Origin of the sequence: Comamonas thiooxydans (assembly GCF_002157685.2) — a bacterium.
GTDB classification, from domain to species: domain Bacteria; phylum Pseudomonadota; class Gammaproteobacteria; order Burkholderiales; family Burkholderiaceae_C; genus Comamonas; species Comamonas testosteroni_H.
Genome location: NZ_AP026738.1, coordinates 4994503 through 5010475, shown reverse-complemented (window position 1 = coordinate 5010475; position 15973 = coordinate 4994503). Strand labels below are relative to the sequence as shown.

The 15973-nt window shown below is 63.3% G+C and carries 13 protein-coding genes and 1 pseudogene; 12 read left to right on the top strand and 2 right to left on the bottom strand.

The window, feature by feature from the left end:
* Window positions 1-159: 159 nt before the first annotated feature.
* A complete protein-coding gene (locus tag CTR2_RS23370) occupies window positions 160-1650 on the bottom strand; it encodes a cryptochrome/photolyase family protein (RefSeq protein WP_087080573.1) in 1491 nt (496 codons plus the stop codon).
* Between the two features lie 22 nt (window positions 1651-1672).
* Here CTR2_RS23370 and CTR2_RS23365 point away from each other — a divergent pair, with 22 nt between their 5' ends.
* The 9 genes and pseudogenes from CTR2_RS23365 (at window position 1673) to CTR2_RS23325 (ending at window position 10812) form a co-directional block, all read left to right on the top strand.
* Window positions 1673-2272, top strand: a complete 600-nt coding sequence (locus tag CTR2_RS23365) for a YqgE/AlgH family protein (protein WP_003051525.1) — start codon at window positions 1673-1675, stop codon at window positions 2270-2272.
* Window positions 2269-2781, top strand: a complete 513-nt coding sequence (ruvX, locus tag CTR2_RS23360; protein ID WP_087080575.1) for a Holliday junction resolvase RuvX — start codon at window positions 2269-2271, stop codon at window positions 2779-2781. Before CTR2_RS23365 ends, ruvX begins: the two co-directional genes overlap by 4 nt.
* Window positions 2778-3296 (top strand): bifunctional pyr operon transcriptional regulator/uracil phosphoribosyltransferase PyrR, encoded by a 519-nt coding sequence (gene pyrR, locus CTR2_RS23355; RefSeq protein ID WP_087080577.1) that lies wholly within the window; start codon window positions 2778-2780, stop codon window positions 3294-3296. The genes ruvX and pyrR overlap by 4 nt, the downstream gene beginning before the upstream one ends.
* 2 nt (window positions 3297-3298) lie before the next feature.
* Complete coding sequence (locus CTR2_RS23350; protein ID WP_003051536.1) at window positions 3299-4261, top strand: aspartate carbamoyltransferase catalytic subunit; 963 nt, start codon at window positions 3299-3301, stop codon at window positions 4259-4261.
* A 223-nt stretch (window positions 4262-4484) separates the two neighbouring features.
* Window positions 4485-5777 (top strand): dihydroorotase, encoded by a 1293-nt coding sequence (locus CTR2_RS23345; RefSeq protein ID WP_087080581.1) that lies wholly within the window; start codon window positions 4485-4487, stop codon window positions 5775-5777.
* Window positions 5778-5964: 187 nt separating this feature from the next.
* The gene (locus tag CTR2_RS23340) at window positions 5965-6726 is read left to right on the top strand and encodes a lysophospholipid acyltransferase family protein (protein WP_087080583.1); all 762 of its coding nucleotides are present in this window, start codon (window positions 5965-5967) and stop codon (window positions 6724-6726) included.
* Window positions 6727-6777: 51 nt separating this feature from the next.
* Window positions 6778-7686, top strand: coding sequence for a LysR family transcriptional regulator (locus tag CTR2_RS23335; protein WP_087080585.1), 909 nt, complete (start codon window positions 6778-6780; stop codon window positions 7684-7686).
* Between the two features lie 103 nt (window positions 7687-7789).
* On the top strand, window positions 7790-9178 hold the full coding sequence (locus tag CTR2_RS23330) for an 8-oxoguanine deaminase (protein ID WP_087080587.1): 1389 nt from the start codon (window positions 7790-7792) through the stop codon (window positions 9176-9178).
* Between the two features lie 286 nt (window positions 9179-9464).
* Window positions 9465-10812 (top strand): annotated as a pseudogene (locus CTR2_RS23325) (nucleobase:cation symporter-2 family protein).
* Window positions 10813-10830: 18 nt separating this feature from the next.
* Here CTR2_RS23325 and CTR2_RS23320 read toward each other — a convergent pair.
* Window positions 10831-11841, bottom strand: coding sequence for a Bug family tripartite tricarboxylate transporter substrate binding protein (locus tag CTR2_RS23320; protein ID WP_087080589.1), 1011 nt, complete (start codon window positions 11839-11841; stop codon window positions 10831-10833).
* A 133-nt stretch (window positions 11842-11974) separates the two neighbouring features.
* On the opposite strand from CTR2_RS23320, the gene arsC reads away from it, so the two are divergent.
* The 3 genes from arsC (at window position 11975) to CTR2_RS23305 (ending at window position 15909) form a co-directional block, all read left to right on the top strand.
* Window positions 11975-12355 carry an arsenate reductase (glutaredoxin) gene (arsC, locus tag CTR2_RS23315; RefSeq protein WP_149354399.1) on the top strand — a complete coding sequence of 127 codons (381 nt, stop codon included), beginning with the start codon at window positions 11975-11977 and terminating at the stop codon, window positions 12353-12355.
* A gap of 171 nt (window positions 12356-12526) precedes the next feature.
* A complete protein-coding gene (locus tag CTR2_RS23310; RefSeq protein ID WP_087084444.1) occupies window positions 12527-14068 on the top strand; it encodes a Do family serine endopeptidase in 1542 nt (513 codons plus the stop codon).
* Window positions 14069-14349: 281 nt separating this feature from the next.
* Window positions 14350-15909 (top strand): phosphatase domain-containing protein, encoded by a 1560-nt coding sequence (locus tag CTR2_RS23305; RefSeq protein WP_087080593.1) that lies wholly within the window; start codon window positions 14350-14352, stop codon window positions 15907-15909.
* The last annotated feature ends 64 nt before the right edge of the window (window positions 15910-15973 follow it).

Below are 15973 nucleotides of genomic sequence, written 5' to 3'. Positions count from 1 at the left end.
CGGCTTGCGCTGGTCAGCATTGCATTTCAGATTGATATTGATCTGAAATACATGAAGGCCGTGCGTAAGCCGCTTCTTTTTTGATTGGCAGCCTTTTGGACGGTTGGCAGCCGAGCGCTCGGGGAGATGGACCTCCACAGGGCCTTGAGCCAGGAGCGCTCAAACTTCTTTCTTGAGGATTCCGTAGCGCGCCAGGGTTTTCTCCCGCGCCGCAGCATGATCCACGACGGGCAGGGGATAGTCGCGCCCCAGTGTGATGTCTGCCTCGGCCAGTTCCAGCGGCTTGGCCAGCCAGGGGGCATGCCGCAGTTTGGCCGGCAAGGGCGTCAGCTCGGGGACGTAGCGCGCGATGAACTTGCCGTCCGGATCGAACTTCTCGCTCTGGGTCACCGGGTTGAAGATGCGGAACCAGGGCTGGGCATCGCAGCCCGTGGAGGCCGCCCATTGCCAGCCGCCGTTATTGGCCGCCAGATCAAAATCGTTGAGCTTTTCAGCGAAATAGGCCTCGCCCCGGCGCCAGTCCAGACCCAGGTCCTTGACCAGAAAGCTGGCCGTGACCATGCGCAGCCGGTTGTGCATATAGCCGCTGGTATTGAGCTGGCGCATGGCGGCATCGACCAGCGGGTAGCCGGTGCGGCCTTCGCACCAGGCGGCGAAGAGGGTGTCGGCTTCGGCTCCCGTCTCCCATTCGATGGCGTCATAGGCTGGCTTGAAGCTGCGTTCCACGACATAGGGCTGGTGGGCCAGGATCTGGAAGTAGAAGTCGCGCCAGATCAGCTCGCTGAGCCAGGTGGCCGCCCCTTCGCGCGCCGGGTCTGACCAGTCCTCGTTGTGAGCCGCCTCATGGGCGAGGCGGGCCAGCTCGCGTATCGACACGGTGCCGAAGCGCAGATGGACGCTGAGATAGCTGGGCCCCTTGAGGGCCGGAAAGTCGCGCGCCGTCTTGTACTGCGGCAGGCGCGGCAGAAAGTCGGCCAGCAACTGGCGTGCGCCGCGGGCTCCAGTGGGCAGGCGCAGGCCGGCCAGTGTGTCCGGGGCAAAGCCCAGCTCGGCGGCCGTGGGAATCGGGCGGCGCTCGGTGTCCGGCAGATCGGCCAGCTTGCTCGCCAGATCGCGCTCGCTGGGGTAGGCCGATAGATAGAACGGCGTGATCTTTCGCAGCCAGGCGTTCTTGTAGGGCGTGAAGACCGAAAACGGCGACAGGCTCTGGGTCAGCACCTCGTCGCGCGCAAAGATGCGGTGGTCCTTGAAGCGCAGCAGCAACTGCCCCTGGCTCTTGAGGCTGCGCGCCACCTGGGCGTCGCGGGCAAGAGCCGCCGGCTCGTCGTCGTCGTTGCAGAAGACGGCACCCGCGTCCAGCTGCCGGGCCAGGGCCGGGATGATGTCCTGGGGCAGGCCGCGCCGCGTGATCAGCCCTGTCTGTGGACGCCCCGAGGTATCGCGCAGGGCCGTATCCAGTTCGGCCAGACTCCGGCAGATGAATTCCACGCGGCGGTCGGCGTGGGGCAGGGCGGCAAGAATGCTGTCGTCGAAGACAAAGGCGCAATACAGCTTTTCACATTGCTGCAATGCATGATAAAGGGCTGCGTTATCGGCCAGGCGCAGGTCGCGCCGCAGCCAGATCAAGCCCACAGGGTAAGAAGGAGTCATGGATCGCCATTAAAATCGCTGCATGTCTGCAGAATCTGCGCCTATCAACTTGACGCACCACTTCCTGATTGCCATGCCCGGCCTGGAAGATGAGTCGTTTTCGCGCAGCGTTGTCTACCTGTGCGAGCATAGCGAGCGTGGCGCGCTCGGTCTGATTATCAACAAGCCCTCCAAGCTCAGCCTCCAAGGCCTGCTGCAAAAAGTGGATTTGGGTCTCAAGCGCGATGATTTGCGCGATCAGCAGGTCTTTACCGGTGGCCCGGTGCAGACTGATCGCGGCTTTGTGCTGCATGAGCCCATGGTCATCGAAGGCGCACCCGAGAACGAATCGGCCTATGCCTCAACCATGACCATTCCAGGCGGCCTGGAGATGACCACGTCCAAGGATGTGCTCGAAGCCCTGTCGGACGGAGCCGGTCCCAAGCGCGTGCTGGTCACGCTGGGCTATTCCTCCTGGGATGAAGGCCAGCTCGAATCCGAAATCGGCGAGAACGCCTGGCTGACCGTGGAAGCCGACCCCGAGGTGATCTTCAGCACCCCGGTGGACGAGCGCTATGACCGCGCCCTGGGCCTGCTGGGTCTGCAGCGCTGGATGTTGTCCCCAGAGTCGGGTCGCGCATGAACGATATTTCCTCTTCCAACAAGGCCGCCGATGCGGCCTTTTCCTCGACTTTTTCCTCGGCCGAAAATACGGCTGCGAGGCCTGCGGCGGCGCCCGCACCGCAAAAGCCCGAGGTGCCGGCCCATTTCCAGCAGTTCCTGGGCTTTGACTTCGGCATCAAGCGCACGGGCTGCGCCTCGGGCAACCGTGTGCTGGGCGGCGCCAACCCGCTGCCCACCATCAAGGCCGAAGCGGCCGATGCACGCCTGGCCGCAGTGGAGAAGCTGATCCGCGAGTGGCAGCCCAATGCCCTGGTGATAGGCGTGCCCTACCACCCCGATGGCGCGGCGCACGAGAACACCGCCCGGGCCCTGAAATTCGGCCGCCAGCTCAGAAGCCGCTTCAAGCTGCCGGTGTACGAGGTGGACGAACGCTACAGCACGACCGAAGCCCTGGCGGGTGGCGCACGCGACGCCGACGCGGCTTCGGCCTGCATCATTCTTGAACAGTTTTTGAGGAGTCTCCCATGAGTGAAACCATTGCGGGTCAGGGCAGCCTGATCCTGGACGCCGAAGCCCTGTATAGCGAGATGCTGCGCGGCGTGCAGCGCATCATGGGCCCCAATACCCGTCTGGCGGGCATCACCTCGGGCGGTGCCTGGCTGGTCGAGCGCCTGCACAAGGATCTGAACCTCAAGGGCAAGCCCAGCGTGCTGTCTTCCTCGCTGCACCGCGACGATTTTGCCCAGCGCGGCATGGCTTCCAGCGCCCAGACCCAGATCGCCTTCGATGTGAACGGCGCCGATGTGCTGGTACTGGACGATGTGCTCTACACCGGCCGCACAGTGCGTGCCGTGCTCAACGAACTCTATGACTACGGCCGTCCCGCCAGCGTGCGACTGGCCGTTCTGGTGGACCGGGGAGGGCGCGAGCTGCCCATCCAGGCCGACTTTGCCGCAGCGCGCGTGGCGCTGCCGGCCGACCGTTCCCTGGCGCTGGCGCGCGACGAGGGCGGTGTTTTCCACTTCCGCATTCAAGAGGCCTGATCGTGCTGTACAAGCGCAACCCCCAACTCAACAAGAACGGCGAGCTGATCCACCTGCTCTCCACCGAAGGCCTGTCCAAGGACATCCTGACCCAGATTCTCGACACAGCCAGCAACTTCGTCAGCGTCAACGACCGTGAAGTCAAGAAGGTGCCTCTGCTGCGCGGCAAGAGCGTGTTCAATCTGTTCTTCGAGAACAGCACGCGTACCCGCACCACCTTCGAGATTGCGGCCAAGCGCCTGTCGGCCGACGTGTTCAACCTGGACATCGCGCGCAGCTCGGCCAGCAAGGGCGAGACCTTGCTGGACACCATCGACAACCTCTCGGCCATGGCGGCCGACATCTTTGTCGTGCGCCACAGCGAGTCCGGTGCTCCTTATCTGATCGCCAAGCATGTGGCGCCCCATGTGCATGTGGTCAATGCCGGCGACGGCCGCCATGCCCACCCCACCCAGGGCCTGCTGGACATGTACACCATCCGCCACTACAAGCAGGATTTCTCCAATCTGCGCGTGGCCATCGTGGGCGACGTGCTGCACTCGCGCGTGGCGCGCTCGGACATCCATGCCCTGACGACCCTCGGCGCAGCCGAGGTGCGCGTGGTCGGCCCGCGTACCCTGGTGCCCTCGGACATGGCCAGCATGGGCGTGCGCGTCTTCCACAATCTGGAGGAGGGCATCAAGGACTGCGACGTCATCATCATGCTGCGCCTGCAGAACGAGCGTATGAGCGGAGCGCTGCTGCCCTCGAGCCAGGAATACTTCAAGAGCTTCGGTCTGACCGAAAAGCGCCTGGAACTGGCCAAGCCCGATGCCATCGTCATGCACCCCGGCCCCATCAACCGCGGTGTGGAGATCGACTCCGCCGTGGTGGACGGCCCGCAGGCCGTGATCCTGTCGCAGGTGACCTTCGGTATCGCCGTGCGCATGGCTGTCATGTCGATCGTCGCTGGTAACGAAGCCTGATGGAACATCAGGCCATCCCCCTGAGCGGCTGCGCCGCTTCCCCCTTCTCTCGCAGCGCTGCTGCGGGAAGGGGGACGACGCCCTCGCCGCGAGGCGGCTCTTGCTCGGCGTCTCTCGCTACAGCGGGCTGGAGCACAGGGCTGGGTGGCATTGGGTTCAATATGTTTTTTGTAGCTGCTAGCGCTTATGAAATAAGGGCTGGAAGCCAATTTGGTGCCAAACCATGAAGATTCTGATTCGCAATGGCCGGGTGATGGACCCGGCACGAGGTTTTGACCAGCAGGCCGATATCGCCATCGATGGCAGCGTGATCGCCGCGATCGGCACGGTGCCCGATGGTTTTGTGGCCGAGCGTGAAATCGACGCCTCCGGCCAGTGGGTGCTGCCCGGTCTGGTGGATCTGGCCGTACGCCTGCGCGAGCCCGGTCACGAGCATGAAGGCATGCTGCAGTCCGAGATGGCGGCTGCCGTGGCCGGTGGCGTGACCAGCCTGGTCTGCCCGCCCGATACCGAACCCGTGCTCGACGAGCAGGGCCTGGTGGAAATGCTCAAGTTCCGTGCCGAGAAGCAGCACAAGTCGCGTCTGTTCCCCATGGGTGCGCTGACCGTGGGACTCAAGGGTGAAACGCTGACCGAGATGGCCGAGCTGACCGAGTCCGGTTGCGTGGCCTTCGGCCAGGCGGATGTGCCGCTGTCCAGCATCACCACGCTGAGCCGTGCGCTGAGCTACGCCAACACCTTTGGCTATGCCGTGTGGCTGCGCCCGCAGGACAAGGATCTGGGCAGGGGCGTGGCCGCCAGCGGCGCGCTGGCCACCCGCATGGGTCTGGCCGGGGTGTCCGTGGCGGCAGAGACGATTGCGCTGCACACCATCTTCGAGCTGATCCGTGGCTCGCAGACCCGGGTTCACCTGTGCCGCATCTCCAGCGCCGCCGGTGTGGAGCTGGTGCGCCGAGCCAAGGCCGAAGGCCTGAATGTGACCGCCGACGTGTCCATCAACTCGCTGCTGCTGACCGAGAACGACATCGGCTACTTCGACAGCAGCGCCCGTGTGGTGCCCGTGCTGCGTCAGCAGCGCGACCGCGATGCGCTGTCTGCCGCGCTGGCTGACGGCACCATCGATGCGCTGGTTTCCGATCACTGCCCGGTGGACGAAGACGCCAAGGTGCTGCCTTTTGCCGAAGCCGAACCCGGTGCGACCGGCGTGGAGCTGCTGCTGTCCATTGCCGTGAAGTGGAGCCGCGACTACAAGGTGCCGCTGAACCGCGCACTGGCTGTCGTGACTTCGGCACCCGTGGCCGTGCTGGGCAGCGCCCTGGGCGAGCAGCAGTCCCTGCTGGGGCAGCTCAACGTGGGCGGCGTGGCCGATCTGTGCATCGTCGACCCCGAGGCTGAGTGGACGGTTGATCCCAAGGCGCTGCAAAGTCAGGGCAAGAGCACGCCATTCAACGGTTACGAGTTGCCTGCGCGCGTGGTAACGACTATCGTTGACGGCGCTGTCGCTTATCAACGATAGGCTCTCCCTGAGCGGCTTTGCCGCTTCCCCCTCTCTTGATGCGTTGCATCGGGAGGGGGACGACACCCTCGGTGCGCGGCGGCGCTTCCTCGGTGCCTCTGACTTTGCATTGCGCCAGACTTAGGCGCTTGCCGGTTTCAAGTTGCAGCAACTGAGTCACAACGAGCCGCTACACTGTTTGAGAATCATGGCAAACGGCTTGCAAAAAATCAAAACCGGCTCGCGTGCGGTATGGCGCGGACTGCGTCTGCTGGCCCATGTGGCCAAGGGCGCCTGGATCGTGGCGTTTCGCTTTCCACAGCTGCACTACCTGCAGCAGCACGAGCATGTGCAGGCCTGGGCCGCAACGCTGCTGCTGCGGGCCGGGGTGCAACTGCAGGTCAAGGGGCAGCCACCGGCCAAAGGGCCGGTGCTGATGGTCAGCAACCATATCTCCTGGCTCGATATTCCCCTGCTGCATGCGGCGCGCCATTGCCGCTTCATCTCCAAATCAGACGTCAAGGGCTGGCCCATCATCGGCACGCTGGCGACGGCTGCAGGCACGCTCTACATCCAGCGCAGCTCGCGCCGCGATGCGGTGCGCATGGTGGGTGCCATGGAAGAGGCCTTCAAGCGCGGCGAAATCCTCGCCGTATTTCCCGAAGGAACGACGGGCGATGGTCGCAGCCTGCTCTCGTTTCACTCCAATCTGCTCGAAGCCGCCGTGCAATGCGATGCACCGGTACAGCCCGTGGGGCTGCGCTTTGTCGATGGCAAGACAGGCAGCACCAGCTATGCCGCCACCTATGTGGGCGACGAGACCCTGCTGGGTTCCATCTGGCGCGTGCTTTGCTCGGACCAGCTGATCGCCGTGGTGCACTATGGCGAGGCGCAGAGCGCACAAGGGCGCGACCGCCGCGCCTGGGCCAAGGACCTGCACACCGAGGTGGACAGGTTGCGCCAGAGCTAGGCGCTCTGCCGGCGCTTTCCGCAGCCGGTCAAACCCGTGTAGGCTGCGCGCATGCACGCCAGAGTTTTGCGCTATCTCGATGAAGTGGTTCGCCGCGGCTCCATCCGCAAGGCGGCCGAGTATCTGCATGTGGCTCCCACAGCCGTGAACCGGCAGATTCTCGATCTGGAGGCCGAGCTGGGAGCGCCGCTGTTCGACCGCATCCACAACCGTCTGCGTCTTACGCCGCTGGGCGAAATGGTGCTGACCCATGTACGCAGCACCTTGCGCGAACATGCAGCGCTGCGCGAGCGCATTGCCGACTTCAAGGGCATGCGGCGTGGCGAGATCACGGTGGCGGCGACGTCGGGCCTGGCGGGCTCCTTGCTGCCATCGCTGGTGCATGACTTTCGCAGCAGCCATCCGGGGATGGTCGTGCGTGTCATCGACTTGCCCACCCAGGCCATTGTGTCTGCCGTGGAAGCCGGGGAGGTGGACCTGGGCCTTGCCTACGATCTCGCGCCCAGACCCGGTTTGCGCATGCTGGCGGCCAGCGAATGGCAGATCGGAGCCGTCCTGCCGATCAAGCACCCGCTGGCCCATCATTCGTCGCTGCTGCTCAGTGAATGCGTGGGCCATCCGCTGATTCTGCCGGCACCGGCCCTGACCATACGCAGTCTGCTCAACGAAGCCTTTGCGAGCAGTGCCATCGAGGTGACACCGGTGGCCGAGTCCACCTCCATGGCCTTGATACAGCGCCTGGTCATGCTGGGCGAGGGCATTGCCCTGCTCAACGCTCTGGATGTGCTGGAGGAGCTGGATCGCGGATCCCTCAGTTTCGTGCCTCTGCGCGACGCGCACCTGCAGCGTCAGACCTTGATGCTGTTCGTGCGCAAGGGGGCCGAGCTGAGCGCGGCTGCTGCACTCATGGCGGCAAGCATCGAATCCGCGCTGGCGCGGCTCTACGCCAGAAAACACTGATTCGCTGTCCACATTTTGTGGACATGCTTGGCTGAATTCAGCGCTATCGCGCGCTTGGGTGCCTCTCTAGACTTGCGCTTCTTGTTTAGAGAGGAAGAAACCCATGACCCTGATTGCCCTGAATGCCGACGTACTGGTCACCATGGATGCACAACGCCGCGAGATCAAGGACGGTGCGCTGGTGGCGGACGGCCCGGCCCTGCTGTGGGTGGGCGCAACGGCCGAGCTGCCGGCGCAATACCGCCGCATGGCCGACGAGGGCCAGGCGCGCGTGCTGGACATGCGCGGCAAGGTTGTGACGCCGGGCTTGGTCAACACCCACCACCACATGTACCAGAGCCTGACGCGTGCCGTGCCGGCCGCCCAGGATGCCGAGCTGTTCTCGTGGCTGCAGAACCTCTACATGCTGTGGTCGCACCTGACGCCCGAGATGATCCATGTCTCGACCCAGACCGCCATGGCCGAACTCATGCTGTCGGGTTGCACCACCACCAGCGACCATCTCTATCTGTTCCCCAATGGCTCGCGCCTGGATGATTCCATTGCGGCAGCGCAGCAGATGGGCATGCGCTTTCACGCCGCGCGCGGCTCCATGAGCCTGGGCCGCAGCAAGGGCGGCCTGCCGCCCGATGTGGTGGTGGAGGAGGAAGAGGCCATTTTGCGCGACAGCCTGCGCCTGATCCAGCAATACCACGACGGCTCGCGCCACTCCATGCTGCGCGTGGTTCTGGCCCCTTGTTCGCCGTTCTCGGTGACGCGTGATCTGATGCGCGAATCGGCGGTGCTGGCGCGTGCGCACGGTGTCTCGCTGCACACCCATCTGGCCGAGAACGACAACGACGTGGCCTTCTCGCGCGAGAAGTTCGGCCTGACCCCGGCGCAATACGCCGAGGATCTGGGCTGGGTGGGGCGCGACGTCTGGCATGCGCATTGCGTCAAGCTCGATCCCGAAGGCATTGCGCTGTTTGCGCGCACCGGCACCGGTGTGGCGCACTGTCCATGCTCCAACATGCGCCTGGCATCGGGCATCGCACCCATCCGCAGCATGCGCGATGCAGGCGTGCCTGTGGCCCTGGGTGTGGACGGTAGCGCATCGAACGACGGTGCCCACATGCTGGGCGAGGCGCGCCAGGCCATGCTTCTGCAGCGCGTGGGCTACGGCCCGGCGGCCATGAGTGCCCGAGAGGCGCTGGAGATCGCCACGCTGGGCGGTGCGCGCGTGCTCAACCGCGACGACATCGGCGCACTGGCTCCCGGCATGTCTGCCGACTTCGTGGCCTTCGACATGGAGGCTGTCGGCTATGCGGGTGCCGGCCACGACCCCGTGGCGGCGCTGGTGTTCTGCACGCCGGCCAATGTGTCCAGCAGCGTCATCAACGGGCGTGTGGTGGTCGAGGACGGGCGTCTGCTGACCGCCGACCTGCCCGTGGTGCTGGGCCAGCACCGCAGTCTTGCGCGCAGCCTGTTCGAGCGAGCCGCAGCAGGGCATTGAGACTTTTCGGTGACGGCCATCGCTGGTCCATTGCGATGGCCGGACATCGGTGTGAGAGAGATTCCAAGCCTTTGTGGCGCTGGAAGAAAAGTGGGCTCGGGACTGGTGTCAGGTGACTTGGAGTGCCAGAAGTTTTTTCTCGATGCCGGCCGGGCTATACGGCGCCGCGCATGGGCTGTATCGGCAATGGCATATGAGAACTCCCGGTTGCGTGCTTAGTCTTGTGGCCTTCGCGGGGAAGCCTATTCCCCGGCGATTGCATACCTAAAAAACAGGAGACAAGACCATGGAAAAACTGCTTTACGGGGTGGAAGACCGTCCGCCCAGCCTCATCACCACCACGCTGCTTTCGCTGCAGCATCTGCTCGCCGCGCTGGGCGGCATCATCGCCGTGCCGCTGGTGTTCGGCGGTGCGCTCAAGCTGCCGGCCGACCAGATCGTGGCCCTGGTCAATGCGGCTTTGCTGGGCTCGGGCGTGGTCACCATCATCCAGTGCCGCGGCGTGGGGCCTGTCGGCATACGCCTGCCTTGCGTGATGGGTACAAGCTTTGCCTTTGTCGGCGCGGGCATCAGCGTGGGGCTGGAGCATGGCGTGCCTGGCATCCTGGGCTCCTCGCTGGTGGGCTCGCTGGTGATGATCGTCGGCAGCTTCTTCATGCCAGTGATCCGTCGCTTCTTTCCGCATACCGTAACCAGCGTGGTCGTGACCATGATCGGGCTGTCGCTCACGCCCGTCGCCGTGGACTGGGCCGCAGGCGGTGTGGGCAGCGGCAGCTACGGCGCCGTGGGCAATCTGGCGATCGCCGGCTTTGTGCTGGCGCTGGTGATCGGCTTTGTGCAATGGGGCAAGGGCGTGATTTCGGCATCGGCCGTGGTGCTGGGAATTGCCTGTGGTTATCTGCTGTGCCTGGCCCTGGGACTGATCGACTTCACCCAGGTGCGCGAGGCGCCGATCTTCGCGATTCCTCAGCCGCTGCATTTCGGCATGAGCTTTCCGGTATCGGGCATCGTTGCCATGTCCATCGCCTTTCTCGTGACGATTGTCGAGACCACCGGAACATTCATGGCCCTGGGAGCGGCAACGCAGACGCCGATCCGTGGCAAGCGCCTGGCCAGCGGCATGTTGTGCGACGGCGTGGGATCGGCCTTTGCCGCCGTGATGTCGAGCCCGCCGGTTTCCACCTTTGCGCAGAACGTGGGCGTGGTTTCGCTCACCGGCGTGGCCAGCCGCCATGTGGTGATGCTGACCGGTGTGATGCTGTTGCTGGCCGGTCTGTTTCCGGTGCTGGGAGCGCTCGATTCCCCAGCCAGTGCTCGGCGGTGCGGGCCTGATGATGTTTGCCATGATCATCCTGGCGGGCATCCGCATGCTCAGCGGCGCAGAGCAGACGCGTCGCAGCGGCCTGATCATTGCAGTCTCGCTGGGCTGCGGTCTGGCCGTGACGGTGCGTCCCGATCTGCTCTCCAAGATGCCTGCCTTTGTGCGCGAGGTGTTCGGCTCGGGTATTACCGTGGGTGCGCTGGTGGCCGTGGGCCTGAACCTGCTGCTGCCGGGGCGCGAGTTCGATGCCCACGAGGAAGAGCTGGAGTCCGCAACGGCAGCCCCGGTTGCAACCAGTTCCGCCGCCGCCTGAAGCGCAGGCCCTGGGCGCTTAGAGCGTCATCTTGCTGTCGATGATGACCTTGCGCCAGCGCGCAAGGTCCTTGACGATGAGATCGGCAAAGACCTTGGGCGTGCTGGGCATGGGCTGGGCGCCTTCGCTTTGCAGACGCTCGAGGATGGCGGGGCTTCGGAGTGAGGCATTGATCTGCTGATTGATCTTGGCGACCACGTCGGCGGGCATATTGGCAGGGCCGACCACGCCATACCATTGGTCGGCCTCAAAGCCGGGCAAGCCTGCTTCGGCCACGGTAGGCACATTGGGTAGTGCAGGGATGCGTTGAGGTGATGAAACGGCGATCGCCTTGATCTGGCCGGAGCGAATTTGGGCCAGCACGGCAGGGATGCCGGTGAACAAGGCCTGAACCTGACCTGCCACCAGGTCATTGACGGCCGGTGCCGTGCCTTTGTAGGGCACATGCTGCATCTTCAGCCCGGCTTGCAGGCTCAGATAGGCCATGGTCATATGCGCGGCACTGCCGTTGCCCCCCGAGCTGAAATTCACCGCGCCCGGGTTGGCCTTGGCGTAGCTGATGAACGATGCCAGATCATTGACCGGCAGCGATGGATGCACGACCAGCACGTTGGGCACGCGCGCCACCCAGGCCAGAGGCGTAAAGCTCTTGATAGGGTCGTAAGGCAGCTTGGGGTAGAGAGTGGGTGTAACGGCCAGCGTGCCGACATGGCCCATGAGCAGGGTGTAGCCATCGGCACTGGCCTTCGCCACGCGGTCCGCGCCAATGCTGCCGCCTGCGCCGGCGACGTTTTCCGGCACCACGCTCTGGCCCCAGGCGGTCGTCAGCTCATGACCTATGGCGCGACCCAGAATGTCGGCGGAGCCGCCGGGCGTGAACGGAATGACCATGCGTATGGCCTTGCTGGGGTACCTCGAGTCCTGTGCCAGAGCAGTACCGGTCAGACTGCCCAAGGTGGTGGCCGCAGCCCATTGGCTCCATTGGCGACGGTTCAGGGTGAAGGATTCACGTGCGGTGAAAGCGGGCATATTGTCTCCTCATGATATTTTGCAGACAGTCTATGAGATGGCGCTCTGCCTGGCTCTGGCGCAGCCGGCATAGCTGCTATGCAGTGACTGCCTGCCAAGCCTTGGACAGGCACAGGCTCGCTACACTGCAGTCATGACTACAAGTACAGACACCCCCGTGAATCGCCCAGACATCACCATTTTTCACAACAGCCGCTGCAGCAATTCGCGCGGCGCGCTGGCGCTGCTGCGTGAGCATGGCATCGAACCCAATATCGTCGATTACATCGCCACGCCGCTGACGGCGCCAGAGTTGGCAGAGCTGGTTGCACACCTGGGCGTTTCGGTGCGTGACTTGCTGCGTACCAAGGAAGCTCAGTTCAAGGAACTGGGTCTGGATAACGCAGCGGTCAGCGATGTCCAGCTGATTCAGGCCGTGGCTGCGAATCCGGTGCTGCTCAATCGACCCATTGTGGTCACTCCCAAGGGGGCCAAGCTTTGTCGCCCGCCGGAACTGGTGCTGGAGCTGATCTGAGCGAGGTGGGTTTCAGATTGAAAATGGCCTGAACTCATTGAGCTGCAGAGGCAAGCAGCTTCTGGTCCAGGTGCATTGGTGAATACCGCAAACGCCTAAGTCTCGCCTAAGTGTGGACGTTCAAACTTCCTTTCAACGACACCGATCCGGTGCTTTTTTGAAAGGATGACCATGAACACAATTCTGTCCACACCCCGCCGACTGGTAATGGCTCTGGTGGCTGCAGGTGCGATTGGCGCACTGGGCGCAACCGGCGCCGGCCTGGTGGGAACTCGCAGCGCTGCCCAGGCGCAGGTGACGCAATCTACAGTGGCTGCGCAGCCCGCAGCCCTTAACCTGCCTGCGGTAAATGCTCCCAATTTTGCGGATATCACGGCGCGTAACGGCGCGGCCGTGGTCAATATCAGCGTGGTGGGTTCCTCTCGTGCCATGAGCGACGATGAAGGCGACCAGGCCAGCGAACATCAGCAACAGGGCCCGGGCATCAGCCCTGACGATCCCTTCTTTGAATTCTTCCGCCAGTTCGGCATTCCGGGCATGCCTGGCGGGCAGGGCATGGGGCCACGTGCGCAGCAGCCCGATACACCCATGCGCGGCCAGGGCTCGGGCTTTATCGTCTCCAGCGACGGCGTGATTCTGACCAATGCCCATGTGGTGCATGGCGCCAAGGAAGTGACGGTCAAGCTCAACGACCGCCGCGAGTTCAGGGCCAAGGTGCTGGGAGCCGATCCCAAGACCGATGTGGCGGTACTCAAGATTGACGCTGCCGGGTTGCCCACGGTCAAGCTGGGCCAGACCAGCCAGCTGCGTGTGGGCGACTGGGTGCTGGCGATCGGCTCGCCCTTCGGCTTTGAGAACAGCGTGACGGCTGGCGTGGTGAGTGCCAAGGGGCGTTCTCTTCCCGATGATTCCTTTGTTCCCTTCCTGCAGACGGATGTGGCGATCAACCCCGGCAACTCTGGTGGCCCGCTGTTCAACGCACAGGGAGAGGTCGTGGGGATCAACAGCCAGATCTATACCCGCTCGGGCGGGTATCAAGGGGTGTCGTTTGCGATTCCCATCGAACTGGCAACCCGTGTGCAACAGCAGATTCAGGCAACGGGCAAGGCCCAGCATGCCAAGCTGGGCGTGAGTGTGCAGGAGGTCAATCAGGCCTTTGCCGATTCCTTCAAGCTGGATAGGCCCGAAGGTGCATTGGTGGCCAGTGTCGAAAAGAATGGCCCTGCTGCCAAGGCCGGACTGGAACCAGGCGATGTGGTGCGCAAGGTGGATGGCAAACCCATTGTTGGTTCGGGCGATCTGCCGGCCTTTATCGGCCAGGCCTTGCCGGGGCAGAAAGTGACGCTGGAAGTCTGGCGCAAAGGTGAATCCAAGACTCTGAGTGCGACCCTTGGCGATGCCAGTGACAAGACTGCGAAGGTGGCCAAGTCCTCTCCGGACGCTGACAAGGGAAAGCTGGGGCTGGCTTTGCGCCCCCTGCAGCCTGAGGAAAAAAAGCAGATTGGCGTGGACTCCGGTCTGCTGGTAGCTCAGGCCAGCGGTCCGGCAGCAGCAGCAGGTATCAGCCAGGGTGACGTGCTGCTGTCCATCAATGGCGCACCTGCCGGAAATATCGATGAGGTGCGGGCCGCAGTCGCCAAAGCGGACAAGACCGTGGCCGTGCTGATCTGGCGCGATGGCAACAAAATCTTTGTGCCGGTGCGCTTGGGTTGAGTTGATCCCCAGCCATATGAAAGACCGCATCCTGATGGGTGCGGTTTTCTTCTTTGCTTTTATTGATTTAAAACAAAAAATATCTGAATAAATGAATATTCGGGGGATTTCCACATGATGTTGTCATGTTTCCAGAGGTAACGAGTTGCTGGAGATGTAATGCCATAGACTGCCGGGCCAAAGCATTCATTCGTCTTTTTGACGCCGTGTGGTGGCGATTCGGCGTGACCGCAAATACATCGTGACGGCCCTCGGAGCAGGCGCTGCGAGGGGAGGATTTCTTGGATCAGCAATACAGTCTGCAGGTGCAAGGCCTGGGTGCTTCATATGGTCCACGCGTGGTTTTGGCCGAAGTGGATTTCACACTGCCGCAATCAGGCGTAACCGCATTGCTGGGCCCTGCGGGTACAGGAAAATCCACGCTGCTGCGCACGCTGGCCGGACTGAACGCGGTCAATCCGCGTTTTCGCAGCTGGGGGCAGGTGGTCTATGCCGCTCAGCCATTGCGTATGCCTTTGAGCGCCGACGGCGTGCAGGCCTTGCCACGCCTGGTACAGCAGCATGCCCGGCTTATGCGCGCCAGTACCCTGGATGCTCTGATCGAGAAAGCACGTCAGACCGAGCAGCGTGCGCCACTGGAGTGGCGTCGGTGGGTGACTGAACAGCTGCAGCGCTATGGCTTTGCCGAGCTGGCTCAGGCTCTGGACAAGTCCACCATGCTGTTGAGCGCGGTGCAGCAACGCGCTGTAGCCATTTTGCGCGAGGCCTGGGCCCGGCCTGCGGTGTTGATGATCGATGAGCCCACGGCCGATCTGGAAGGCTATGAGGCATTTTTGCTGCTGGACTTGATCAAGCAGATCGGCCAGCAGTGCAGTGTGCTGCTGGTCACGCACCATCAGCAGCATGCCCAGGCTGCTGCCCAGCAGATGTTGTTGCTCGCAGGCGGACGTATCCAGGAAGCGGCGGTAATGGCGGAGTTCATCCAGCATCCGCTCAGCGCTGCCGGTCAGCAGTTTGTGCGCAGCGGCAGCTGTGCCGTCCCCATGCCGGGAACGCCTGTGAATGAGCTTGCCGACGATGTGCTGCCGCCACCTCCCTTGCCTGCCGCAGCCTTGGAGGCCATTGCCGAATTTTCCGACCTGCCAGCATCTTCGGCAGCGGTGCGTGAGGTCGCAGCTCCCTTCAAATTGGAACCCGTGCTGCCTGTACCAACGTCGGTCTCTGCGCCTGAACCTGCACTGTCACAACCAGCAGCGGTCGCGGTATCTGGCCTGTCCTTTGCAAACCGCCACCAGCCTCGCCCCGTCAATGCGGCCGTGCTGATGGAAATGCAGCCATTGCTGGCCGCCGAGAACGCCGTGCCAGCCAGCCGTGGTCCGAGCGGATTTTCCTGGCTGGTGCCAGGGCGGCTGGCCGGTACTCCCTGGCCGGGCGTGGTGCACGACATGGACGCCGACCTCAAGGCCTTGAGCCGCTGCGGCGTCACCATGCTGATCACGCTGACGGAGAGGGACTTCCCGCAGGAAGCCTTGGCCCGCAATGGGCTCAAGAACTTTCACCTACCGGTCTATGACCACGAGCCACCGACAGTGGCACAGATGCAGATGTTGCTGGCACGTATGTCGGTCGCCCTACGCCGTGGAGAGGTGCTTGCCGTGCACTGCCTTGCCGGATTGGGCCGCACCGGAACCGTGCTGGCCGCCTGGCTGGTGCGCGAGGGCCTGACTGCCGAAGAGGCGCTGCGCCGTGTGCGATTGATTGATGCTCAGTATGTGCAATCCGGGGCGCAGGAAGCGCTTCTTTATGAATTCGAAAACGCATTGCTGCAAAAGATGGCGTGATGTTTTCAAGACCGTTATGACATGTTCCCTGTCGACTTGAAAGGGGTTCATGAAACAAAAGCTA

Bases quoted from the DNA above. Each gene is read 5' to 3' on its own strand.
- CTR2_RS23370 (WP_087080573.1), bottom strand. From the start codon at position 1,650: ATGACTCCTTCTTACCCTGTGGGCTTGATCTGGCTGCGGCGCGACCTG.
- CTR2_RS23365 (WP_003051525.1), top strand. From the start codon at position 1,673: ATGTCTGCAGAATCTGCGCCTATCAACTTGACGCACCACTTCCTGATT.
- ruvX (WP_087080575.1), top strand. From the start codon at position 2,269: ATGAACGATATTTCCTCTTCCAACAAGGCCGCCGATGCGGCCTTTTCC.
- pyrR (WP_087080577.1), top strand. From the start codon at position 2,778: ATGAGTGAAACCATTGCGGGTCAGGGCAGCCTGATCCTGGACGCCGAA.
- CTR2_RS23345 (WP_087080581.1), top strand. From the start codon at position 4,485: ATGAAGATTCTGATTCGCAATGGCCGGGTGATGGACCCGGCACGAGGT.
- CTR2_RS23340 (WP_087080583.1), top strand. From the start codon at position 5,965: ATGGCAAACGGCTTGCAAAAAATCAAAACCGGCTCGCGTGCGGTATGG.
- CTR2_RS23335 (WP_087080585.1), top strand. From the start codon at position 6,778: ATGCACGCCAGAGTTTTGCGCTATCTCGATGAAGTGGTTCGCCGCGGC.
- CTR2_RS23330 (WP_087080587.1), top strand. From the start codon at position 7,790: ATGACCCTGATTGCCCTGAATGCCGACGTACTGGTCACCATGGATGCA.
- CTR2_RS23320 (WP_087080589.1), bottom strand. From the start codon at position 11,841: ATGCCCGCTTTCACCGCACGTGAATCCTTCACCCTGAACCGTCGCCAA.
- arsC (WP_149354399.1), top strand. From the start codon at position 11,975: ATGACTACAAGTACAGACACCCCCGTGAATCGCCCAGACATCACCATT.
- CTR2_RS23310 (WP_087084444.1), top strand. From the start codon at position 12,527: ATGAACACAATTCTGTCCACACCCCGCCGACTGGTAATGGCTCTGGTG.